15 protein-coding genes, 1 other RNA gene and 1 pseudogene are annotated in these 19,992 nt (G+C 38.6%); 12 read left to right on the top strand and 5 right to left on the bottom strand.

The features are described from left to right. The first annotated feature begins 145 nt into the window (after window positions 1-145). The 6 genes from PZ892_RS07465 (at window position 146) to hisD (ending at window position 7,787) form a co-directional block, all read left to right on the top strand. Window positions 146-625 (top strand): Lrp/AsnC family transcriptional regulator, encoded by a 480-nt coding sequence (locus PZ892_RS07465; RefSeq protein WP_093095838.1) that lies wholly within the window; start codon window positions 146-148, stop codon window positions 623-625. An 8-nt stretch (window positions 626-633) separates the two neighbouring features. After that, a complete protein-coding gene (locus tag PZ892_RS07460; protein ID WP_277712630.1) occupies window positions 634-1,821 on the top strand; it encodes an EamA family transporter in 1,188 nt (395 codons plus the stop codon). 522 nt (window positions 1,822-2,343) lie between these two features. Further along, complete coding sequence (locus PZ892_RS07455; RefSeq protein ID WP_277712629.1) at window positions 2,344-4,923, top strand: DUF5686 and carboxypeptidase-like regulatory domain-containing protein; 2,580 nt, start codon at window positions 2,344-2,346, stop codon at window positions 4,921-4,923. A 174-nt stretch (window positions 4,924-5,097) separates the two neighbouring features. Beyond that, window positions 5,098-5,394 carry a hypothetical protein gene (locus PZ892_RS07450; RefSeq protein ID WP_277712628.1) on the top strand — a complete coding sequence of 99 codons (297 nt, stop codon included), beginning with the start codon at window positions 5,098-5,100 and terminating at the stop codon, window positions 5,392-5,394. A gap of 255 nt (window positions 5,395-5,649) precedes the next feature. Further along, complete coding sequence (gene hisG / locus PZ892_RS07445) at window positions 5,650-6,501, top strand: ATP phosphoribosyltransferase (RefSeq protein ID WP_094257150.1); 852 nt, start codon at window positions 5,650-5,652, stop codon at window positions 6,499-6,501. Further along, window positions 6,501-7,787: a histidinol dehydrogenase gene (gene hisD, locus PZ892_RS07440; RefSeq protein ID WP_277712627.1), complete on the top strand. Its 1,287-nt coding sequence runs from the start codon at window positions 6,501-6,503 to the stop codon at window positions 7,785-7,787. Before hisG ends, hisD begins: the two co-directional genes overlap by 1 nt. A gap of 68 nt (window positions 7,788-7,855) precedes the next feature. On the opposite strand, the gene PZ892_RS07435 is transcribed toward hisD, so the two are convergent. Beyond that, window positions 7,856-8,896, bottom strand: a complete 1,041-nt coding sequence (locus tag PZ892_RS07435) for a hypothetical protein (RefSeq protein ID WP_182498735.1) — start codon at window positions 8,894-8,896, stop codon at window positions 7,856-7,858. 326 nt (window positions 8,897-9,222) lie between these two features. On the opposite strand from PZ892_RS07435, the gene ssrA reads away from it, so the two are divergent. Then, window positions 9,223-9,591, top strand: a transfer-messenger RNA (tmRNA) gene (ssrA, locus tag PZ892_RS07430). A 364-nt stretch (window positions 9,592-9,955) separates the two neighbouring features. Here the strand turns inward: ssrA and PZ892_RS07425 are convergent. Next, entirely contained in the window at window positions 9,956-10,795 is an 840-nt protein-coding gene (locus PZ892_RS07425) for a tyrosine-type recombinase/integrase (RefSeq protein WP_277712626.1), read from the bottom strand. A gap of 397 nt (window positions 10,796-11,192) precedes the next feature. Next, window positions 11,193-11,993, bottom strand: coding sequence for a 23S rRNA (adenine(2058)-N(6))-methyltransferase Erm(F) (erm(F), locus tag PZ892_RS07420; protein WP_182650836.1), 801 nt, complete (start codon window positions 11,991-11,993; stop codon window positions 11,193-11,195). Window positions 11,994-12,202: 209 nt separating this feature from the next. Between erm(F) and PZ892_RS07415 the strand changes: the two genes are divergently transcribed. The 4 genes and pseudogenes from PZ892_RS07415 to PZ892_RS07400 form a co-directional block, all read left to right on the top strand. Further along, complete coding sequence (locus tag PZ892_RS07415; RefSeq protein ID WP_008651082.1) at window positions 12,203-13,369, top strand: tetracycline-inactivating monooxygenase Tet(X2); 1,167 nt, start codon at window positions 12,203-12,205, stop codon at window positions 13,367-13,369. Window positions 13,370-13,560: 191 nt separating this feature from the next. Next, window positions 13,561-14,481, top strand: a complete 921-nt coding sequence (gene estT, locus PZ892_RS07410) for a macrolide hydrolase EstT (RefSeq protein WP_046701559.1) — start codon at window positions 13,561-13,563, stop codon at window positions 14,479-14,481. Further along, window positions 14,474-15,697: a chloramphenicol/florfenicol efflux MFS transporter FloR gene (gene floR / locus PZ892_RS07405; RefSeq protein WP_014053560.1), complete on the top strand. Its 1,224-nt coding sequence runs from the start codon at window positions 14,474-14,476 to the stop codon at window positions 15,695-15,697. Before estT ends, floR begins: the two co-directional genes overlap by 8 nt. Before the next feature lie 27 nt (window positions 15,698-15,724). Continuing rightward, a pseudogene (locus PZ892_RS07400) lies at window positions 15,725-15,823 on the top strand (LysR family transcriptional regulator); the annotation flags it as partial. A gap of 235 nt (window positions 15,824-16,058) precedes the next feature. Here the strand turns inward: PZ892_RS07400 and ere(D) are convergent. Together ere(D) and catB are read right to left on the bottom strand one after the other, a co-directional pair. After that, window positions 16,059-17,285, bottom strand: coding sequence for an EreD family erythromycin esterase (ere(D), locus tag PZ892_RS07395; RefSeq protein ID WP_009040233.1), 1,227 nt, complete (start codon window positions 17,283-17,285; stop codon window positions 16,059-16,061). 571 nt (window positions 17,286-17,856) lie between these two features. After that, window positions 17,857-18,486: a type B chloramphenicol O-acetyltransferase gene (gene catB, locus PZ892_RS07390; protein WP_010256763.1), complete on the bottom strand. Its 630-nt coding sequence runs from the start codon at window positions 18,484-18,486 to the stop codon at window positions 17,857-17,859. Window positions 18,487-18,847: 361 nt separating this feature from the next. Here catB and PZ892_RS07385 point away from each other — a divergent pair, with 361 nt between their 5' ends. Further along, the gene (locus PZ892_RS07385) at window positions 18,848-19,705 is read left to right on the top strand and encodes a penicillin-binding transpeptidase domain-containing protein (RefSeq protein ID WP_277712625.1); all 858 of its coding nucleotides are present in this window, start codon (window positions 18,848-18,850) and stop codon (window positions 19,703-19,705) included. Window positions 19,706-19,992: the final 287 nt, after the last annotated feature.

The following is a 19,992-nucleotide window of genomic DNA, read 5'->3' as shown; positions in this document are numbered from 1 at the left end:
CAAGCCTATGGATTGATTTCCTAATCCATTGATAGACTGAATTTTTGCAACAATTATCTCCAGCAAGTCATAATCCACTGAATAAAATTCATTTTTTTGTTCATTTCTTTGAATTTAATTCGGAATTAGCGATATTTGCGGCATTATGGCAAAACTTGAAATTTCATTAGATCAAATTGACCTTCAGATCATCCGGATCATGCAAGATAATGCCCGTACCAATAATGCGGATATTGCCCGTGAACTTGGTATGGCACCTTCCGCTATCCTGGAGAGAGTCAAAAAACTCGAACAAAAAGAAGTTATCCTTCAATATAATGCTCGCATCAACCCAGCTGCTCTCGACCAAAAGATGCTTTCGTTCATCTTTATCAAGACCCAAGATATTATCGGTGTTCAAAAAGTAGGCTTATTATTAGCTGAAATACCAGAGGTATTGGAAGTACACGATATCGCTGGTGAAGATGGTTACCTGATCAAAGTCAGAACCAATGATTCTGCTGGATTGGTTGACCTTATGCGCAACACCTTGAGCAAGATAGAGGGTATTATCTCTACAAGAACTACAATCGTTTTAGAAACAGTGAAGGAAGACAATAAATTGGTTATTCCTTCAAAGGATTAAAATAAGTCATGGTTAAATCATCAAGTCCATCAGGCAGTCTTATCATCTTCGCCTATCTGGTGGTCTACATCGTTTGGGGATCTACCTTTTTCTTTATTGAGAAAGCATTACATGCTTTCCCTCCCTTTGTCCTAGGCTCCATCCGCTTTATTATTGCGGGTAGCTTATTGATGCTTTATTGCTGGCTGAAGGGTTATAAAATTTATATCAAGAAAGCAGTAAAGGATGCCGCTTTGGTGGGTTTCCTCTTGCTATTTATTGATATGGCGGCCATTATTTGGTCCGAACAATATATTTCCAGTGCGATTGTTTCCATTCTGTCTGCTGCAACAGCCATCTGGTTTATTATTCTAGATAAACCCAAATGGAAGGAGAATTTCTCCAGCATTCCAACCTTATTGGGACTTATCCTAGGTTTCATGGGTGTTGTGATGCTCTTTGCAGAGCAGATCTTCGGTGCATCTGCCGATGATGGTTCTTCGGATAAGAAGTTAACGGCCATGATTGTAATGACCGTAGGAACCATTGGCTGGACCGTTGGTTCATTGATTTCGAAATACAGCAAGAAGTCGGAAAACAATAAATCTTCTGATTCCACAGCTCCCAAAGAACCTGAAGAAGACCTGAATGTAATGGTAAAAACTGCTTGGCAAATGGTCGTAGCAGGGATAGCCTTTACAACAGTTGCCCTACTTAATGGGGAGTACATGAACTTCGACGTCAAGTCAGTTCCATTGGAATATTGGGGTGCCATGGTTTATCTGGCATTGATGGGTTCCATTCTAGCCTTTAGTTGTTATATCTTCCTATTACAGGTTCGTCCAGCAACTGAGGTGAGTACCTATGCCTATGTAAATCCAATTGTTGCCTTAATCTTGGTTCATTTCTTCACGGACCATATTGTGAGCAGGATGCAGATTATTGGGCTTGCAGTAGTATTATTCAGTGTATTATTGATGAACTGGAATCTATATCGGGATTCATCACTCATCAAAAATTACAAACGCAGACGTAAGATTCGCAAACTACGCTATATGGCACCGAAAAGTAGTATTCCTCGTATTGTGGAAGTTGCAGAATTCGGGAAGAAAAAACCAAAGAAACCAAAGGAAGGCGAAAAGGATATCAACAAATCCGAGAATCCAAACCCGGAAAAGAATAAAAATCAAAACTACGATCAAGAGTTTTACGATTAATCAGTCCAAAAAATATTAAAAACCCCGATGCATATCAGCTCGGGGTTTCTTTTTTTCTTTAATTCCTATTACTTCGCTCCTGTTCTTTCCAATCACTTGCTTATACTATTCCAATTTGGCTTTAATTATAGCTTTATACAGTTCAAACTAGGAGCTTTTCCGAACCTTCTTCGGACCTTCCTCGGAGGTTTTCCTGACCTTGTTCGAAAAAATTCGGCCAAGGTCCGAAGAAAGTCAGACCAAAATCCTAAGAAAGCCGGACCAAAGGTCGAATTATCCCCAAATTTGACTTAATCTATCTCAGAATTTAGCAACAGAATAGGGAATGGATTCATCTTGAACCAAAACAATTTTGTCATGGAATCGCCAAACTATTAGCCAATTGTCATATCAAATAATAATTATTGACTAAATATCATAGAAAAGTCAAATCGTCAATTCACTTCTTTATAAAATCATCAATAATATCTTTATTTGCAATACTTTTTGAATAACGATATAAAAAAGTCAAAAAGTCACAACATGAAAACGAGATTATTTTACTTGTCAATACTCTTTGGAATGTTATTTTCATTCCAATTTATTTATGCTCAGGAATTTATCACCATCAAGGGGAAAGTGATGAATGCTGACAATTACGAAGCTATTCCGTATGCATCCATCAAAGTGTTGGGTGCTGCAAAAGAAATGGGTACCAGCTCCAATGAAAAAGGTGAATATACATTGACCATCCCTTCCGAATACAAGAAGATCAAAATTAGTTCTGTCGGCTTTGATTCTGAAGAATATCCGGTTAGTGCTGAAAAGGAACAAACCATCCGTGTGATGTTGTTCCCTTCTAACTCCATTGAGGAAATTGTGGTTCGTGCTCCTAAGCGAATCAAATACTCCAATAAGAATAATCCTGCCGTAGAATTAATTCGCAAGGTAGTAGAACATAGGGACCAAAACCGATTGACAGGTCAGCAGTTTGCTGAATTTGACCAATATGAGAAAATAAGCTTGGGATTGAGCAACCTGGATGAGAAGTTCAAGAACAAAAAGGTATTCAAGAAATATCAATTCCTATTTGAGAAAGATGACACTGCAAAAAACGATGCTAACTATGTATTACCAGCATATATGGAGGAGAAATTCTCAAAGGTTTATTTCCGTAAAGATCCCAATGCCAAGAAACAATACATCCTTGCAGATCGCAAGGCAGAGTTTGATCCTAAATTCATTGATAACGATGGATTGAGCAAATATTTCAATAGACTCTATGATGAGATTGAAATCTATGATAACAATATCACGATTTTGACCAACCAGTTTTTGAGTCCGATTGCAAATACCGCACCTACTTTCTATCGCTTCTATATTACCGATACGATCAAGAATAAGGATGAGTCCTTGGTAGAATTAAGCTTTTACCCAAGAAACAAAAATGACCTTTTATTTAAGGGTAAACTTTATGTAACCCTAGACGGTAACTATGCTGTAAAAGCGGCGGAAATGACCGTAAGTGATGAAATCAACTTAAATTTTGTTCGAGACCTGAATATTGAATTAGGCTTCAACAAAACCGAGGATAATAAATATTACTTGAACAAATCCAGCTTGGGTATTGATTTCTCCATCACTAATAAAGGAAAGGGAATCAAGGGTAAGCGCGTGGTCTTAATCAATGATTATGTCAATGGTCAGGTTCGTCCGGATAGCATCTATGCTGTACCTGATAAATATGTGGTTGTCCCTGCTGAAGAAAACAAGGTTCAAGAAACGAAATCCGAAAGTTATTGGGCTACATTGAGACCGGAACCATTGAGCAAATCTGAACGTTCCATTTATACCAATATTGATAGTCTTCAAAGTATGCCCTCCTTCCGGACCTTTATGGATATTTCAGCATTGGTATTTTCAGGATATAAACAAGCAGGACCCGTTGAAATTGGTCCGGTTAATACGTTTTATTCGTACAACCCAGTTGAAGGATTTCGTCTTCGTGTTGGAGGTCGTACAACAGAACAGTTGAGCAAGAGATTTTATGCGGAAGGATATGGCGCCTATGGTTTCGAGGATCAGAAATGGAAATATTTCCTTGCAGGAACTTATTCTTTAAACAATAAGTCTATCTATAAATTCCCGCAACACTATATCCGGGTTTCGGCTTCTTATGACACCAAAATTCCGGGACAGAATCTAGAATTCGTTCAGGAAGACAACGTATTGCTTTCGTTCAAACGTGGTGAAAACAAAAGTTATCTCTACAATGAGGTTTATCGAGTTGATTATAAGGTTGAATTCAGCAATAACTTCTCCGTAAATGCTGGTCTAGGCACTTGGAAACAAACGCCTGCTGGGGTTCTTTCTTATTCCCTACCCATGGCTGATGGCTCTCATAAAATCATCAATAACCTTCAAAGTACAGAGGTTAATGTTGGTCTTCGTTGGGCACCTAAGGAGGAGTTTTATCAAGGGAAACTATACAGAACTCCAATATTCAACAAATATCCAATCATGACCTTAAATTATACCGCTGGTGTAAAAGGGGTTTTTGGCGGCGAATATAACTACCACAATTTCTCTGCTGGTATCTTCAAAAGATTATACTTATCTCAATTGGGATATGCAGATGTGAATGTCGATGGAACTTATATCCTAGGTAATAATTTACCTTTCCCAGTGTTGAATATCCATCGCGCAAACCAAACTTATGCTTATCAGTTGCAATCCTATAACTTGATGAACTTCATGGAATTTATTTCCGACCATCATGTTTCCTGGAATGTGCAATATTATATGAATGGCTTTATTTTCAATAAAATTCCTTTGTTGAACAAATTGAAATTGAGGGAGGTATTTAGCTTTAAAGGGGTATATGGTGGTCTTCGTGACAGCAACAACCCAAGCTTGAACAACCAGGTCTATTCTTGGCAAACAAATGGCGATGGCGATCAAATGTCCTTTACTTTTGGTAATAAGCCTTATATGGAAGCTAGTGCCGGCGTTGCCAATATCTTTAAGGTATTACGTGTGGATGTGGTAAAAAGGTTGAATTACCTGGATCATCCTGATGCTCCTGAATGGGGAATTAGAGCGAGAGTGAAGTTTGATTTCTAGTGAAGGTAGATGTGAGATGTGAGATGTGAGTATTGAGATAGTGGAAAGGAGTATTGAGAAGAAGATATTGATGTTGTGGGTTATGATTTGGGATGAAAAGCGGGTTAAAGACCGCTTTTTTGTTTTGGAAAATTTGTATATTTAATTTGAGAAACACTAACTACCTAATTGATTATGAGTCAAAAGACATCGAATAGTATAAACATTATTGTTGCCTATTTATCATTAATACTGAATTTGGCGTATTTAGGCTCTTGGATTTATTTTTCAAAAAATTCTACTGGATTTGATGAGGCCAAGGCTGATTTTGAAGGATTATGGAAGGTTGATGTGACTTACCTCACTATTGCACTCATTATTCTAAGTATTTTTTCATTTATCTATTTTGCGAGAACCAAAGGTATTGTTCCCAAAATATTGATGCTGGTTCAAATAATCATTGCTGGATGGCTCAGCTGGTCTTTATTGTAAGGATCGAGGAATTAGGTTAATCCGAATGTGAAAATTAACATATTGATCTTTTTTTAATTATTTCCTTGCATGACAAACTGATATCCATTACATTTGTTGCGATTATTAAAATGAAGAACGCTTGTACACATCAATACGTAATGCATCATCGCCATTGTGGCGATAGATATTAGTATTGGCTTCTACGTGAGGCGCAAGTAAACCCCAGATTCTTTTTTATTAATAATTTTTTACACTCAACATAAACTCTATATTTTGAAAAATCTCAAAATAGCTATCCAAAAGTCGGGTAGATTAAACGAAAAATCAGTTCAATTACTAAAAAATTGCGGATTGGACTTCGAAAACTATAAAAGCTCCTTAATCACTACCGTTTCTAATTTTAATCTTGAAATCCTTTTCCTTCGCGATGATGATATTCCTGGATATGTTGAACAAGGTATTGCAGATTTAGGAATTGTTGGTGAGAATGTGATCGAAGAAACCCTATCCAATGTTCAATATTTACAACGATTGGGATTTGGAAGATGCACCTTGAAATTGGCGATTCCCAAAGACTCTACCATCGATAGACTCGAAGACCTTAATGGCAAATCCATTGCTACCTCCTACCCTAATATCCTACAACAGTTTTTAGATGAATATAAAATCGAAGCTGACATCCAAATGATCTCAGGTTCTGTAGAAATTGCTCCTGGATTGGGATTGAGTGATGCCATTTGTGATATTGTTTCTACCGGCGGAACCCTAAAGAGTAATGGATTGAAACCATTCGTGGATGTTCGTAATTCTGAAGCCATATTAATCGGTAGAGATGGACTGGAAGAGAACCCTATTATCTGTGAGTTATTGCAGCGAATTCAATCTGTCCTTCGCGCGAAAGAAACGAAATATGTTGTTTTGAACGTTGAGAAGAAGAATCTGACGCAAATTACAGAACTCTTGCATGGTGTAAAGAGTCCTACTGTTGTTCCATTAGCGGAAGAAGGTTGGGTAGCAGTACACACTGTTATTTCTGAGGATGATTTTTGGGATAAAATCAACAAATTAAAGGCGGCCGGTGCGCAAGGTATCGTGGTGATGCCAATCGAAAAAATTATTATGTAATGCTAAAAACCTATCTATATAAAGATTTAAGCAAGGAAAAGAACCAGGAGCTGGTAAGTCGCAACACGGATCCCAATCATGCCATTCAGGATACCGTCCTGAATATCATTGAGGAGGTGAAGAACCATGGCGACTCTGCTTTAAAATCTTATGCCAAACAGTTTGATAAGGTTGAATTGGAGGAGTTATATTTAGGGCAGGATGAGATTGATGCGCTGGCAATGGGGATTTCCCGGGATCAGATGCGTGCATTGGAGATTGCCTTTCAGAATATCCATAAATTCCATCAGACTCAATTAAAAAGAGAACGTACTGTGGAAACCATGCCGGGAGTAAAATGCTGGCGTGAGGTTCGACCTATTGAAAAAGTAGGATTATATATTCCGGGTGGATCGGCAGTATTACCGAGCACATTATTGATGTTGGGTGTACCTGCGCGAATTGCTGGATGTAAGGAAATCGTGGTTTGTTCGCCGCCGCAGAACAATGGTAAAATCAATGGCTTTGTGGCTTATTGCCTGAAACTGTTGCAGATCAATAAGATCTACCTGGTTGGTGGTGCTCAGGCTGTTGCAGCCATGGCTTTTGGTACAGAAAGCATTCCGAAAGTCAATAAGATCTTCGGACCTGGGAATCAGTTTGTTACCAAAGCTAAAAGCATCATTCAGGGATTGACCGATGTAAGCATCGATATGCCGGCAGGTCCTTCAGAAGTCTTGGTTATTGCAGATGAAAGTGCCAATCCAGCTTATATTGCGGCCGATCTATTGGCGCAAGCTGAACATGGAATCGATAGCCAAGCTATTTTGGTTGCTACCTCCGAAACGATTACAGAGGCTGTAAAAAAGGAATTGGAAAGCCAGTTGCAGATATTGCCGAGAAAAGAATTGGCGGAGCAGGCGATGAAGAATTCGTACATGGTCGTGACTGAAACCCTGCAAGAAGCCATGGATTTCTCAAATCAATATGCTCCCGAGCATTTGATTTTAGAAACCAATGAATGGAAACCATTAATCAATAAGGTATTAAATGCAGGTTCAGTATTTCTGGGACATTTAACACCAGAGAGTGCCGGTGATTATGCGTCAGGTACCAACCATACCCTACCGACTTCTGGTTTTGCCAGATCCTATTCCGGGGTATCGGTAGATTCTTTTGTCAAGAAAATTACATTTCAACATATTTCAGAGGAAGGGCTGGAACAGATCGGCTCGACTGTAGAGATATTGGCAGAACTGGAAGGCTTACATGCCCATAAAAATGCGGTCAGCATCCGCAAGAAATAAGTTTATTTAAGACATAAAAAGGGATATCTGAGCAGATATCCCTTTATCAATCTCGATTGATTCCTCAATTATTTCTTTTTCTTCTTTTTACCATTATCGTCACCTACGATTTTATGGTAAATTTCAGCGAAAGCATTTTTCAATTTCTTTAAGGTTTTACCTTCATTCTTTTTCGTCTTTTTAGCTGTTTTTTCATCTTTTGCAGCATCTTTTTTAGACTTTTTCTTTGGAGCCTTCTTAGCCTTGGCTTTTTCTTCCTTAGCTTTTAGCTCGTCTTTTTTCTTCTTGCTGTCTTTCGACTTTTTGGCATCCTTGGATTTCAATTCCTTTTTATCAGATTTCTTTGAATCAGATTTCTTCTTCTCTGCCTTTTCAGGTTTTGATTTCTTATCAGGATTTTCCTTCACCGTTTTATTATTTGGAACTTCCTCCTTGTAGGAGGCTTCTTTTTCAATTTTCACTTCTTCAGTTTTCGAAGGAACAGTAGCTTTTGGAGCTTCTTTTTGCGCACTTGCTTTCGCAACCGGAGCTGCTTTTGGAGCTGCTGCGGGTTTAGCCGCTGTAGCTTTTGCACTTGCTGTAGTTTTAGATGCAGCAGGTTTTGCAGCGCTTGTTGTTTTAGCAGGAGCAGCTTTGCTTGCTGCAGAAGTTGCTGTCGCTTTACTAGCTGTTGAAGCAGCAGGCTTAGCCGCTGAAGCAGCCGCTGGCTTTGCAGCGGTTTTAGTTGCTAGGCTAGTCTTTGCAGCAGCTGTTGTAGTTGCTGATTTGGCTGCAGTTCTTGCAGCAGGTTTAGCCGCAGCAGGTTTCGCAGCACTTACTTTAGTTGCAGGACTTGCCTTCGCAGCCGTTGTAGCAGTTTTCGTAGCTGCGTTGCTTGCTGGCGTAGGTTTTGATTCTTCCATTGTCGTTTTGCGAGAACGCGTACTCGAGCCTTCCCCATTTCCTTTTCCAGGGTTAGGCGTATTTCTAGGAGCTGGAGTTTTTTCGGTTTCCTGTTTTGCAGGCCTTTTAGTCGGTGCTTTTCTTGTGCTAGCTACCGGTTTAGCGGGAGTGCTGTTTTCGGTTCCAGTTTCCGTAGCTGTTATTTTCGGGTTGTTTTCCTCAGCCATTGTGTATAGTTTTAGTATAGTACAATAATTTATTTCAACTCTGATTATTAAAAAATAATCGTTTATATGGTATAAAAAGGCAATTATTACCTTAGGTATTATGTTATTCGCTTGAAAATCAATTTCTCGATTCTGAGATGCTTTTTATTTTGTTAAAAACAAAAATCATAAAGGCCTAGAATATTAATTCAATCAAGACAATATTTTAACCTATTGTCTTTTAAAACAGTAATATAGCAATTATGTTTATAAAATCCTATCCAAATTAAACATCTTAGGGTTTTTGAAGTCCAATAAATTGATTACATTTGTTGCCCATACATAACGGGGTCGACCGGAATTGACAGGATAGCGATGGTTATGTAAGCATGCAGTGCATTGTTAGTCTAGCACTTTAATCTGAACTTTCAACTTTTCAAATGGCGAAGAAAACTACGCCTTAGCTGCTTAATTTAGAATTAAGATTTAGCTTTTGTCTCGTCAAGCTTTGTTCTACCGCTTGACATTAGAGGCACCGAATCGTAGAACTGGTCCTTGCGATTTTGCTAAGTAAGGATAAGACCCAGCAAATACGGAGTACGGTATAGGTAAGCAACTCACCTTCCCTCTCCCGACAATCAAAGAGAAGCTAAGCATGTAGAAAGCGTAAATCATACTATGTTTGGACGAGGGTTCGAATCCCTCCGGCTCCACAAAAACGCCTGTAAATCAATAGTTTACAGAATTTACACCCAAAATTACACCCAATAATTTTGGGTGTTTTTGTTTTAATACATTTAAGATGTTTAATTAGTCAGTTCATTTAATAATATACCGTAATCGTGTAATTCTGAAATTACCGAAGATATAGTGAATAGTTCGAATCCTGTTACCCCGACAAAAGCCACTGATTATCAGTGGCTTTTTCTTTTTTCGGACACATTTCGGACAAATTATATCTGAATATTTATTATTCAATAACCTAAGCAAAGTTAAGTTAAGCTAGAAGAATAACCCTTCTTAAAGAATGATTGGAGCATAATGCTTGTTTCTATAGAGCGTGAAAAGTTCATCTTATTCTTATAAAAAATCAAGAGGGCTAGGAGTCTTTTGCTTGTCTATGTCAGTGATATGAGTGTAGATCATAGTCGTTTTTATATTTTCATGACCCAATAACTCTTTTACAATTCGGATATCGATACCTGATTGGATTAAATGTGTGGCATAAGAATGTCGCAATGTATGTACAGAGCCTTCCGACTGAACATTTGCTTTGATCAATGCTTTTTTCAGAATCAACTGCACACTTCGTTCGCTATACTTGCCACCCTTCTCACCTTCGAAGAGGTACTCCTTTGGCTTGAATGCTTGATAATAATATCTCAAAGTCGCCAGCAATTTGTCTGGTAATGGTACAATCCGATCTTTATTACCTTTGCTTTGATGGATTCTGATAATTCCATCGGAAGATTTTATGTCTTTGATTTTGAGATTCAACAGTTCGCTAAGACGTAGTCCACAACTATAGATTGTCATCAGAATAGCCTTGTGTTTTAGATTTTGAGTGTTATCGAGAATATTTCTTACTTCTTCTTTTGAAAAGAATTTAGGTAATTTAGAAAATGAGCGTTTCGGGTATAAGTAATCCAGTTGGATTTTTTTGTCCAATATCAGTTCGTACATCTTCTTGATTGCGCCCACTAATCCTTTTTGATAGGAAACACTAATTTTCCCATTTTGAACTTTTTCGTTTATAAACGCCTCAATATCTGACAGTGGAATTTCTTCAAGGGAGGGATATTTGCTAACATGTTTAAGAAATATACTAGCGTAATCCTTGTACGATCTAATGGTATTGCCAGCATATCTCTGCATCAGCAATCTCTTTACGAAAGTTTCAAGTATGATTTCGCTATTCATATCAGGGAAATAGTATTTTATAATATTTTGTTTCGCTATTTGTGCGGTTTTATTTTTTAAATACAAATATATCAATATCTTAGGTAGAAAGAAAAGTCAAATAACGAAACACGTATATAGGGTTGGTTAAGCGAAATTATCCGTATTTTCGTTTCGTTAAAACAGATGTTGTTAGCAATCCGCTGCGCTCCTTGCTAACAATGGCTCGGCGACTTACGTCGCTTGCCGTAAGCCGCCGCTTCGCGGACTGCTTACAACAAGCGACTTGGCTAAATAGCTCCGCTTTTGTATCTTCGATACAGCTTCGCTACTTCGCCAATTCGCCGAGCCATTATGCGGCAGCTTAAAAGACGACACCAAACCAAAAAAATCATCTTGACAACCACCCGACTTTGAACTACGAAGGATGAAATTTTTCAGGGACAACTTCCAGCATTTCCAAAAAACAGTTTACCCATTGACTTGGAGACAAACAAACAATTTGAGCATTAAGGTTTAAACCGAATTTTTCCGAAATTGACCTGACCTGACTTTTCCTGAAAATCGACTTTAAAGCTGTTTTTACAGATAAATCAGGTTTCTCTAACAGACAGGAAATAAATGCTAAGTATTTGGCTTTAAACTTAAAATCAAAAAATAAGTGTTTTCTTTTAATGTTTAACAGGGCTGATTTGACAGTTGGCGGTGGCAAGAAACTTTCAGGACCTACCTCATAGACAAGTTTCAAATCAAAAAAAGTATGATAGAAAACGGTATATGGATTGTAAAGCTTCCTCGAAAATAACTTTTGTGTAGGTTCTAACTGAAGGATAATGGAACCTCCCAGAAAATTTCCAAGACTCTCAAACATCAGGATTTTGAAAATATCGGAAGTAATGCCATAAGGAATATTTGACACCACTTTGAAAGGAAATTTCGGAACTGCAAAATTCCTAAAATCACAACCGACAACTTGAACATTTCGGGCATCAGAAAATAATTTTCGTAAATGTTCAACCAAAGCTGTGTCGTTTTCAATAGCAACAACATTGTTGGCGATTTTTAATAAATGAACAGTAAAAAACCCCTTGCCTGCCCCAATATCTAAAACCGTATCCTGATTACTTATATTTGCTTGTCTTATTGCATCTTTTATTAGCACTTTATCAATAGTAAAGTGCTGACCCGTAAAACGAACGGGCAATTTCTTTTTTGTCATTACTGCAAATTTAGTAACTTTGCTTGACAAATTAACGAGAAAGAAGAGAAAATGAAAGCCGACCGCATAACATCACCTATACGCAAGCAGGGGGTTCGTGCTTCGTAAGACAGGAAAGTGGTAAATTTGAAGTTCAGTTCTTCGTAGGAAGTTCAGTGGTTAAAATCCCTGCCTGCGTATAGCTGAGAACCGTTATGTGCCATTTTTGAATGACAATGCGAATAGATACAGACAAACAAATGAATTTACTTAGTGATAAGAACGTTGCAATAATTGGTGGTGGACCCGTTGGACTGACTATGGCAAAATTATTACAGCAAAACGGCATAGACGTTTCAGTTTACGAAAGAGACAACGACCGAGAGGCAAGAATTTTTGGTGGAACCCTTGACCTACACAAAGGTTCAGGTCAGGAAGCAATGAAAAAAGCGGGATTGTTACAAACTTATTATGACTTAGCCTTACCAATGGGTGTAAATATTGCTGATGAAAAAGGCAATATTTTATCCACAAAAAATGTAAAGCCCGAAAATCGATTTGACAATCCTGAAATAAACAGAAATGACTTAAGGGCTATCTTGTTGAATAGTTTAGAAAACGACACGGTTATTTGGGATAGAAAACTTGTTATGCTTGAACCTGGTAAGAAGAAGTGGACACTAACTTTTGAGAATAAACCGAGTGAAACAGCAGATTTGGTTATTCTTGCCAATGGCGGGATGTCCAAGGTAAGAAAATTTGTTACCGACACGGAAGTTGAAGAAACAGGTACTTTCAATATACAAGCCGATATTCATCAACCAGAGATAAACTGTCCTGGATTTTTTCAGCTATGCAATGGAAACCGGCTAATGGCATCTCACCAAGGTAATTTATTATTTGCTAACCCCAATAATAATGGTGCATTGCATTTTGGAATAAGTTTTAAAACACCTGATGAATGGAAAAACCAAACGCAGGTAGATTTTCAAAACAGAAATAGTGTCGTTGATTTTCTTCTGAAAGAATTTTCCGATTGGGACGAACGCTACAAAGAATTGATTCATACGACGTTGTCATTTGTAGGATTGGCTACACGGATATTTCCTTTAGAAAAGCCTTGGAAAAGCAAGCGCCCATTACCCATAACAATGATTGGGGATGCCGCACATTTGATGCCGCCTTTTGCAGGGCAGGGAGTAAATAGTGGGTTGGTGGATGCCTTGATATTGTCTGATAATCTAGCCGATGGAAAATTTAATAGCATTGAAGAGGCTGTTAAAAATTATGAACAGCAAATGTTTATCTATGGCAAAGAAGCACAAGAAGAATCAACTCAAAACGAAATTGAAATGTTTAAACCCGACTTTACGTTTCAGCAATTGTTAAATGTATAAAATGGAATAAAACGGCACATAACAAACAAATTGGCAATAGAGCCGGTGAAGTACTTCTATTGAACTTTTGTGCAATGTTGAAGATTAGTAATTCTATTCAACATTTGTGCTAAAAGTCGGCTCCATCGCCAATTTGCCAAACGTTAGCGGGCATTGTGAAAGATACCAGCATAACAGTTAAACATTGATAAATGAAAAAAAAACTACTTTGGATATTAATTTTAGGACTGATAATAATCAGTTGCAAACAAAGGAAAACAGAAATGAAAGAGAAAATAATTAAAACAAACGGCATTGAACTCTGTACGGAAAGTTTTGGAAATAAGAAAAATCCAGCAATCCTTTTGGTAGCAGGTGCAACCGTATCAATGCTGTATTGGGACACTGAATTTTGCCAACAATTATCTGAAAAAGGATTTTTTGTTATTCGTTACGACAACAGAGATGTAGGAAAATCCACTAATTATGAACCAGGTTCTACTCCATACGATATTGTTGACTTAACTAATGACGCTATTTCAATATTGGATGGCTACAAGATTGACAAAGCACATTTTGTGGGGATTTCTTTGGGCGGACTAATTTCTCAAATAGCATCAATAAAGTTTGCCGACAGAGTTAACTCCTTAACTCTTATGTCATCAGGCCCTTGGGGAGACTCAGACCCAACTATACCTGAAATGGACACGAGTATTTTAGATTTCCATAGTAAAGCAGGTACAGTCAATTGGACAAATGAAGACAGTGTGGTAAACTATTTAATTCAGGGTGCAGAATTAATGAGTGGCAAGAAACAATTTGACAAACAAAGAAGTGAAAAACTGATAAGAGCTGAGTTCAATAGAGCCAACAATTATATAAGTATGTTCAATCACGCTGCATCGCAAGGTGGTGGTGGTGAAGAATATTGGAACAGATTAAACGAAATCAAACAACCCACCTTAATTATCCACGGAACAGACGACAAAATTTGGCATTATAAGAATGCAGGTTTTTTACTAGAAAAAATAAAAGGTTCAAATCTAATCACCCTTGAAGGTACAGGACACGAATTACACGTTGATGATTGGAAATCAATTATTGATGGAATAGAAAAACACATAAATGACTGATAAACAAAAACAACGCCCCGCGTGGGCCTATACGCTGCCGGCAGCACTGCTGCTGATGGCTCCTTTCGACATCCTCGCTTCACTGGCGATGGATATTTATCTCCCTGTCGTTCCAGCGATGCCCGGCATCCTGAACACGACGCCCGCTATGATCCAACTCACGTTGAGCCTCTATATGGTGATGCTCGGCGTGGGCCAGGTGATTTTTGGTCCGCTCTCAGACAGAATCGGGCGACGGCCAATTCTACTTGCGGGCGCAACGGCTTTCGTCATTGCGTCTCTGGGAGCAGCTTGGTCTTCAACTGCACCGGCCTTTGTCGCTTTCCGTCTACTTCAAGCAGTGGGCGCGTCGGCCATGCTGGTGGCGACGTTCGCGACGGTTCGCGACGTTTATGCCAACCGTCCTGAGGGTGTCGTCATCTACGGCCTTTTCAGTTCGATGCTGGCGTTCGTGCCTGCGCTCGGCCCTATCGCCGGAGTATTGATCGGCGAGTTCTTGGGATGGCAGGCGATATTCATTACTTTGGCTATACTGGCGATGCTCGCACTCCTAAATGCGGGTTTCAGGTGGCACGAAACCCGCCCTCTGGATCAAGTCAAGACGCGCCGATCTGTCTTGCCGATCTTCGCGAGTCCGGCTTTTTGGGTTTACACTGTCGGCTTTAGCGCCGGTATGGGCACCTACTTCGTCTTCTTCTCGACGGCTCCCCGTGTGCTCATAGGCCAAGCGGAATATTCCGAGATCGGATTCAGCTTTGCCTTCGCCACTGTCGCGCTTGTAATGATCGTGACAACCCGTTTCGCGAAGTCCTTTGTCGCCAGATGGGGCATCGCAGGATGCGTGGCGCGTGGGATGGCGTTGCTTGTTTGCGGAGCGGTCCTGTTGGGGATCGGCGAACTTTACGGCTCGCCGTCATTCCTCACCTTCATCCTACCGATGTGGGTTGTCGCGGTCGGTATTGTCTTCACGGTGTCCGTTACCGCGAACGGCGCTTTGGCAGAGTTCGACGACATCGCGGGATCAGCGGTCGCGTTCTACTTCTGCGTTCAAAGCCTGATAGTCAGCATTGTCGGGACATTGGCGGTGGCACTTTTAAACGGTGACACAGCGTGGCCCGTGATCTGTTACGCCACGGCGATGGCGGTACTGGTTTCGTTGGGGCTGGTGCTCCTTCGGCTCCGTGGGGCTGCCACCGAGAAGTCGCCAGTCGTCTAACCGACGACTGGTAGCAGGCCCGCTCCGATGCGGCGCACTAACCATCGAAACCTCGTGAATGTCGGTATCCTGTCTGGCAGGATACCGCTCATTTCCCTTGTTCAGTTCAACATCGCATTGGCAAAATGGCGGGTTAAGTTCAAAATTCAACTTTTGTGCTTTTTATTCCGCCGAATGTGTCCCACATTCAGCTTTTTTTTAATAATTTAGCTTCTGTGGAAACACATCGGCTACGTCACTGCTAAATTGAACTTTCGGTTCAATTTATCCGCCACTTCGCCAATGCGTTTCCCGTTATGTGAAAGAATAAAACGGCACCTCCAAAAAGAAAGTGCCGTTTCGAAATTAAATTTATAAATTCTCAATCCACTACTTCTGAAACAGTTGATTTTTCTATTAGAAAAATTCCGTCAAAAGCTTCTTCTATTTCAGTTTTTAGGCACATCGAATCAAATCGAATCTTATTACAATTTTTTAATTCCGTACTTCTGTTCATTAGTAAACAGCATTCTTTTCCTCCAAATTCTTGCATAATAAATTCAACAGAATCCGACTCTGGAAAATCAAGTGGAAATTTATCAACCCTAAAGCCAAATTGATAATCATTATCAGGATACAATGCCGCAGTTTCTCCACGTAGATTAGTTATTGCAAATGCTTTATATTTTTCTCCAAAAGTCATCGAAAGTCTTTGCCCCATTGGATAACAACTAATAAATCCATCAAAATCTACCGGAGTTTTTTGAATGTGAGCATTGTGGGCAACCAAAATAATCTTTTTACCAAGTGAATTTTTCAAAAACCAATCAATGCTTTCTGCCATATACTGGTCTTTTGCTCCCATATCTCCTTCAATTCCCCTTTCAGTAATGAAACTTTCCATAGCATCAGCATTATAATTCATATAAATCAAGCCTTTAACTTGATGAACTATCGATTGAAATTCTAAACTTTCTAATTTTGGTTGAAGAGTAATCAAACGAATGTAAACTTTTAATAGCAATGCTTTTAATTCATTATGTTCAGCTTCATCAAAAAGCGATAAATTTAACGCAAGCTGAGAAGTCGAATAGAAATCAAATTTCTCAGCAAGATTTAAAATCTTCTGTAAGACATCAGAAGAAACGATTGAAAGTCTTTGCAAATAATCAGATACAATACGAAAGTTTGGAAAATAAGAACCTCCATTTTTAGGAATATCCACACCTAAAAAGGTAATTTGATTATTATTGTCTTGATTATACCGACGAAGCCATAGCAAAGTATCTTTAAACTCATTTGGATAATAAAAGTGTGACAGTAACTTATCCAAATCGTCGAATGGAATTTGTGATTTTATCCACTTATCAACTTCTAATCCTTCAGAAAAACCAAACTCAAATGCCAAGGTGTCAAAATCACATTCAGTTACTAAAAACTCAATAACTTGATGCCTGAATGTAAAAAACTCTTTTATGAAATGTGCGTTTTCGCCTAAACCAACAATTGTAGAAGAATCAAAATATTCTCGAAATCGAAAAAGACTTTGTTTTATGGATGTATTATTTTCCGAATTAAACGGAAAAGTTAAGGGTTTTATATTTTTCATTATTACCTTATTTTAAATTAAAAATTAACGTACCAAATAGCAACCGTCTCAAAAAGACGATTTAATAATTTACTTTAATTTTTAATTACCAAGGCTTGCTGAAATACATAAAATGTGAATTATTTGAATACAAAGATACTAAAAATTCCTTCACATAACATCGCATTGGCAAAATGGCAGGTTAAGTGCTAAATTGAAAGTTTCTGCATTTTATTCCGCCGAATGTGTTCCACATTCGCTTTTTATTTGTAAGTTAGCTCTGTGGAAACACATCGGCTACGTTCTCGCTAAATTGAACTTTTTGTCCAATTTATCCGCCACTTCGCCAATGCGTTTCCCGTTGTTAGCAATCCGCTGCGCTCCTTGCTAACAATGGCTCGGCGACTTACGTCGCTTGCCGTAAGCCGCCGCTTCGCGGACTGCTTACAACAAGCGACTTGGCTAAATAGCTCCGCTTTTGTATCTTCGATACAGCTTCGCTACTTCGCCAATTCGCCGAGCCATTATGTGTAATTTTAGCCGCAAACGCAGTTAAAACAAAAAGGCTCCGAATTTCGGAACCTTCTTTTTATCATTTCATTTTTCTAAAAAACTTGTACAACAAATCGATTTTATTTGAACAAAGAATTGGCATTGCTTCAAAAAGGGTTTCTTCATCCCATTCCCACCATTTCATTTCCTGCAATTTTTGGATGTCATCATCACTAAATCTCTTTTTTATCAATTTGGCTGGATTTCCCCCTACAATTGAATAAGGTTCAACATCTTTTGTAACCAAAGCACGACTGCCAATAACAGCTCCATCTCCTATCTGAACTCCTGGCATTATCATAGCTTCACTACCAATCCAAACATCATTCCCAACAACTGTATCTCCTGCTTTTTGAAATCCATCTTGGCTTTTACTGAAAACATCAAATTCAGACATATAAAAAAATGGAAAACTGGAAATCCAATCATATTTATGACCTTGATTACCTGCCATTATGAAACTTGCACCGCTCCCTATTGAACAATAAGAACCGATAATTAGTTTATCGACATCATTCCTGTCCGGAAACAGATAACGAGCACAATCGTCAAATGAATGACCGTGATAATAACCAGAATAATAAGAATATTTACCCGAAATTATATTGGGATTAGTTATGTGGTCTTTGATTATTTTTCCTTTAAAAGGACTTTCGAAGTAATTTTTCATTATTTAACATATTTAATTTACAATAAGAGACAATAAGGAAACGAAGAATAATACTAAACTATTCTCTTCCTATACGTTGCGTAAAGTAAATTTGCTAATCTGATAATTTCATCTGACAAAGATACTAAAAAACTACACATAACATCGCATTGGCAAAATGGCGGGTTAAGTTCAAAATTCAACTTTTGTGCTTTTTATTCCGCCGAATGTGTCCCACATTCAGCTTTTTTTTAATAATTTAGCTTCTGTGGAAACACATCGGCTACGTCACTGCTAAATTGAACTTTCGGTTCAATTTATCCGCCACTTCGCCAATGCGTTTCCCGTTACCAGCAAGCATAAAAAACAAACCAAGAAACTAATGAAATCAATAAATCTATTTTTTTTTATTACCACACTATCTCTAATTTATGGCTGTTCGTCAAACAAACAAGCAGACGAAAAATCAAATATTTCGGTTAAAACTGAAATGACTGTACGGGACGACTTCCAAAGTTACTTTGACAGTTGTGGAGTTGAAGGCTCAATTGCTATTTATGATATAGAAAGTCAAAAATGGATTGTATCAGACACAGTTGGACTAGTAATCGAAACGCTTCCTGCGTCTACATTCAAGATTATTAATTTATTGATTGCCCTTGAAACTAATACTATAAAAGATGAAAACGAAATAGTAAAATGGGTCGGTAGTACAGATACGGTTAAATATGGTTATAGACCTGAGATTTATCACGATATGTCAGTCAAAGAAGCCTTTGAATTATCAGCAGGTTGGGTTTTTGTTGAACTTGCAAAGAAAATGGGAAAAGATACTTATAAAAAATACCTCACAGAGAGCAAGTATGGAAACAATAATTTGACCCAAACAGAAGCCGATTTTTGGAATTTTGGAGACTTTGCAATTTCCCCTAAGAATCAGGTTGAATTTTTAAAATCTTTATATGAAGAAAAATTACCCTTTTCCAAGCGGAATATTGACATTGTTAAAAACGTAATGATAACGGAACAAAATGAAGATTATATTACAAGGGGTAAAACAGGGTGGACAAGAGAAAATAACATCAATACAGGTTGGTGGACAGGGTACATTGAGACCAAAAATGGGACTTATATTTTTGCAACAAGACTTTTACAAGACAGAAAAATGAACAGGCCAGATTTCGGTAGTTGCAGAAAAGAAATTACCAAAAAAGTATTCAAAGACTTGAAAATAATTTAAAGAATGCCAGCAGGTAACAGACGTTTGGCTCAATGGCGGGTGAAGTGGTTAATTGAACATTCTTTCTCGCGTCAACTTTTGTGGTTTATTGACAGTTTTGTGCTCCGAAATCCGCCACTGCGCCAAGCGCCAAACCGTTGTTGAGAGGAAATCCCTCCGGGCTTCCCTCTCAACGGATCAGGCGCTTGCCGGAGTACAGCCCTTCGGGACTGTCCTCTAACACGCGCTTGGAGCAATGCTCCAACACGTGCGCCAAGCGCCTGATCCGTTGTGTGAAAGCCATTAAG

It is taken from the genome of Sphingobacterium sp. WM, assembly GCF_029542465.1.
GTDB lineage: Bacteria > Bacteroidota > Bacteroidia > Sphingobacteriales > Sphingobacteriaceae > Sphingobacterium > Sphingobacterium cellulitidis.
This window is presented reverse-complemented; position numbering and strand designations above follow the sequence as displayed.

Excerpts from the sequence above, each read along its gene's own strand:
- PZ892_RS07465 (WP_093095838.1), top strand. The coding sequence starts at position 146 with ATGGCAAAACTTGAAATTTCATTAGATCAAATTGACCTTCAGATCATC.
- PZ892_RS07460 (WP_277712630.1), top strand. The coding sequence starts at position 634 with ATGGTTAAATCATCAAGTCCATCAGGCAGTCTTATCATCTTCGCCTAT.
- PZ892_RS07455 (WP_277712629.1), top strand. The coding sequence starts at position 2,344 with ATGAAAACGAGATTATTTTACTTGTCAATACTCTTTGGAATGTTATTT.
- PZ892_RS07450 (WP_277712628.1), top strand. The coding sequence starts at position 5,098 with ATGAGTCAAAAGACATCGAATAGTATAAACATTATTGTTGCCTATTTA.
- hisD (WP_277712627.1), top strand. The coding sequence starts at position 6,501 with ATGCTAAAAACCTATCTATATAAAGATTTAAGCAAGGAAAAGAACCAG.
- PZ892_RS07435 (WP_182498735.1), bottom strand. The coding sequence starts at position 8,896 with ATGGCTGAGGAAAACAACCCGAAAATAACAGCTACGGAAACTGGAACC.
- PZ892_RS07425 (WP_277712626.1), bottom strand. The coding sequence starts at position 10,795 with ATGAATAGCGAAATCATACTTGAAACTTTCGTAAAGAGATTGCTGATG.
- PZ892_RS07415 (WP_008651082.1), top strand. The coding sequence starts at position 12,203 with ATGACAATGCGAATAGATACAGACAAACAAATGAATTTACTTAGTGAT.
- estT (WP_046701559.1), top strand. The coding sequence starts at position 13,561 with ATGAAAAAAAAACTACTTTGGATATTAATTTTAGGACTGATAATAATC.
- floR (WP_014053560.1), top strand. The coding sequence starts at position 14,474 with ATGACTGATAAACAAAAACAACGCCCCGCGTGGGCCTATACGCTGCCG.
- catB (WP_010256763.1), bottom strand. The coding sequence starts at position 18,486 with ATGAAAAATTACTTCGAAAGTCCTTTTAAAGGAAAAATAATCAAAGAC.
- PZ892_RS07385 (WP_277712625.1), top strand. The coding sequence starts at position 18,848 with ATGAAATCAATAAATCTATTTTTTTTTATTACCACACTATCTCTAATT.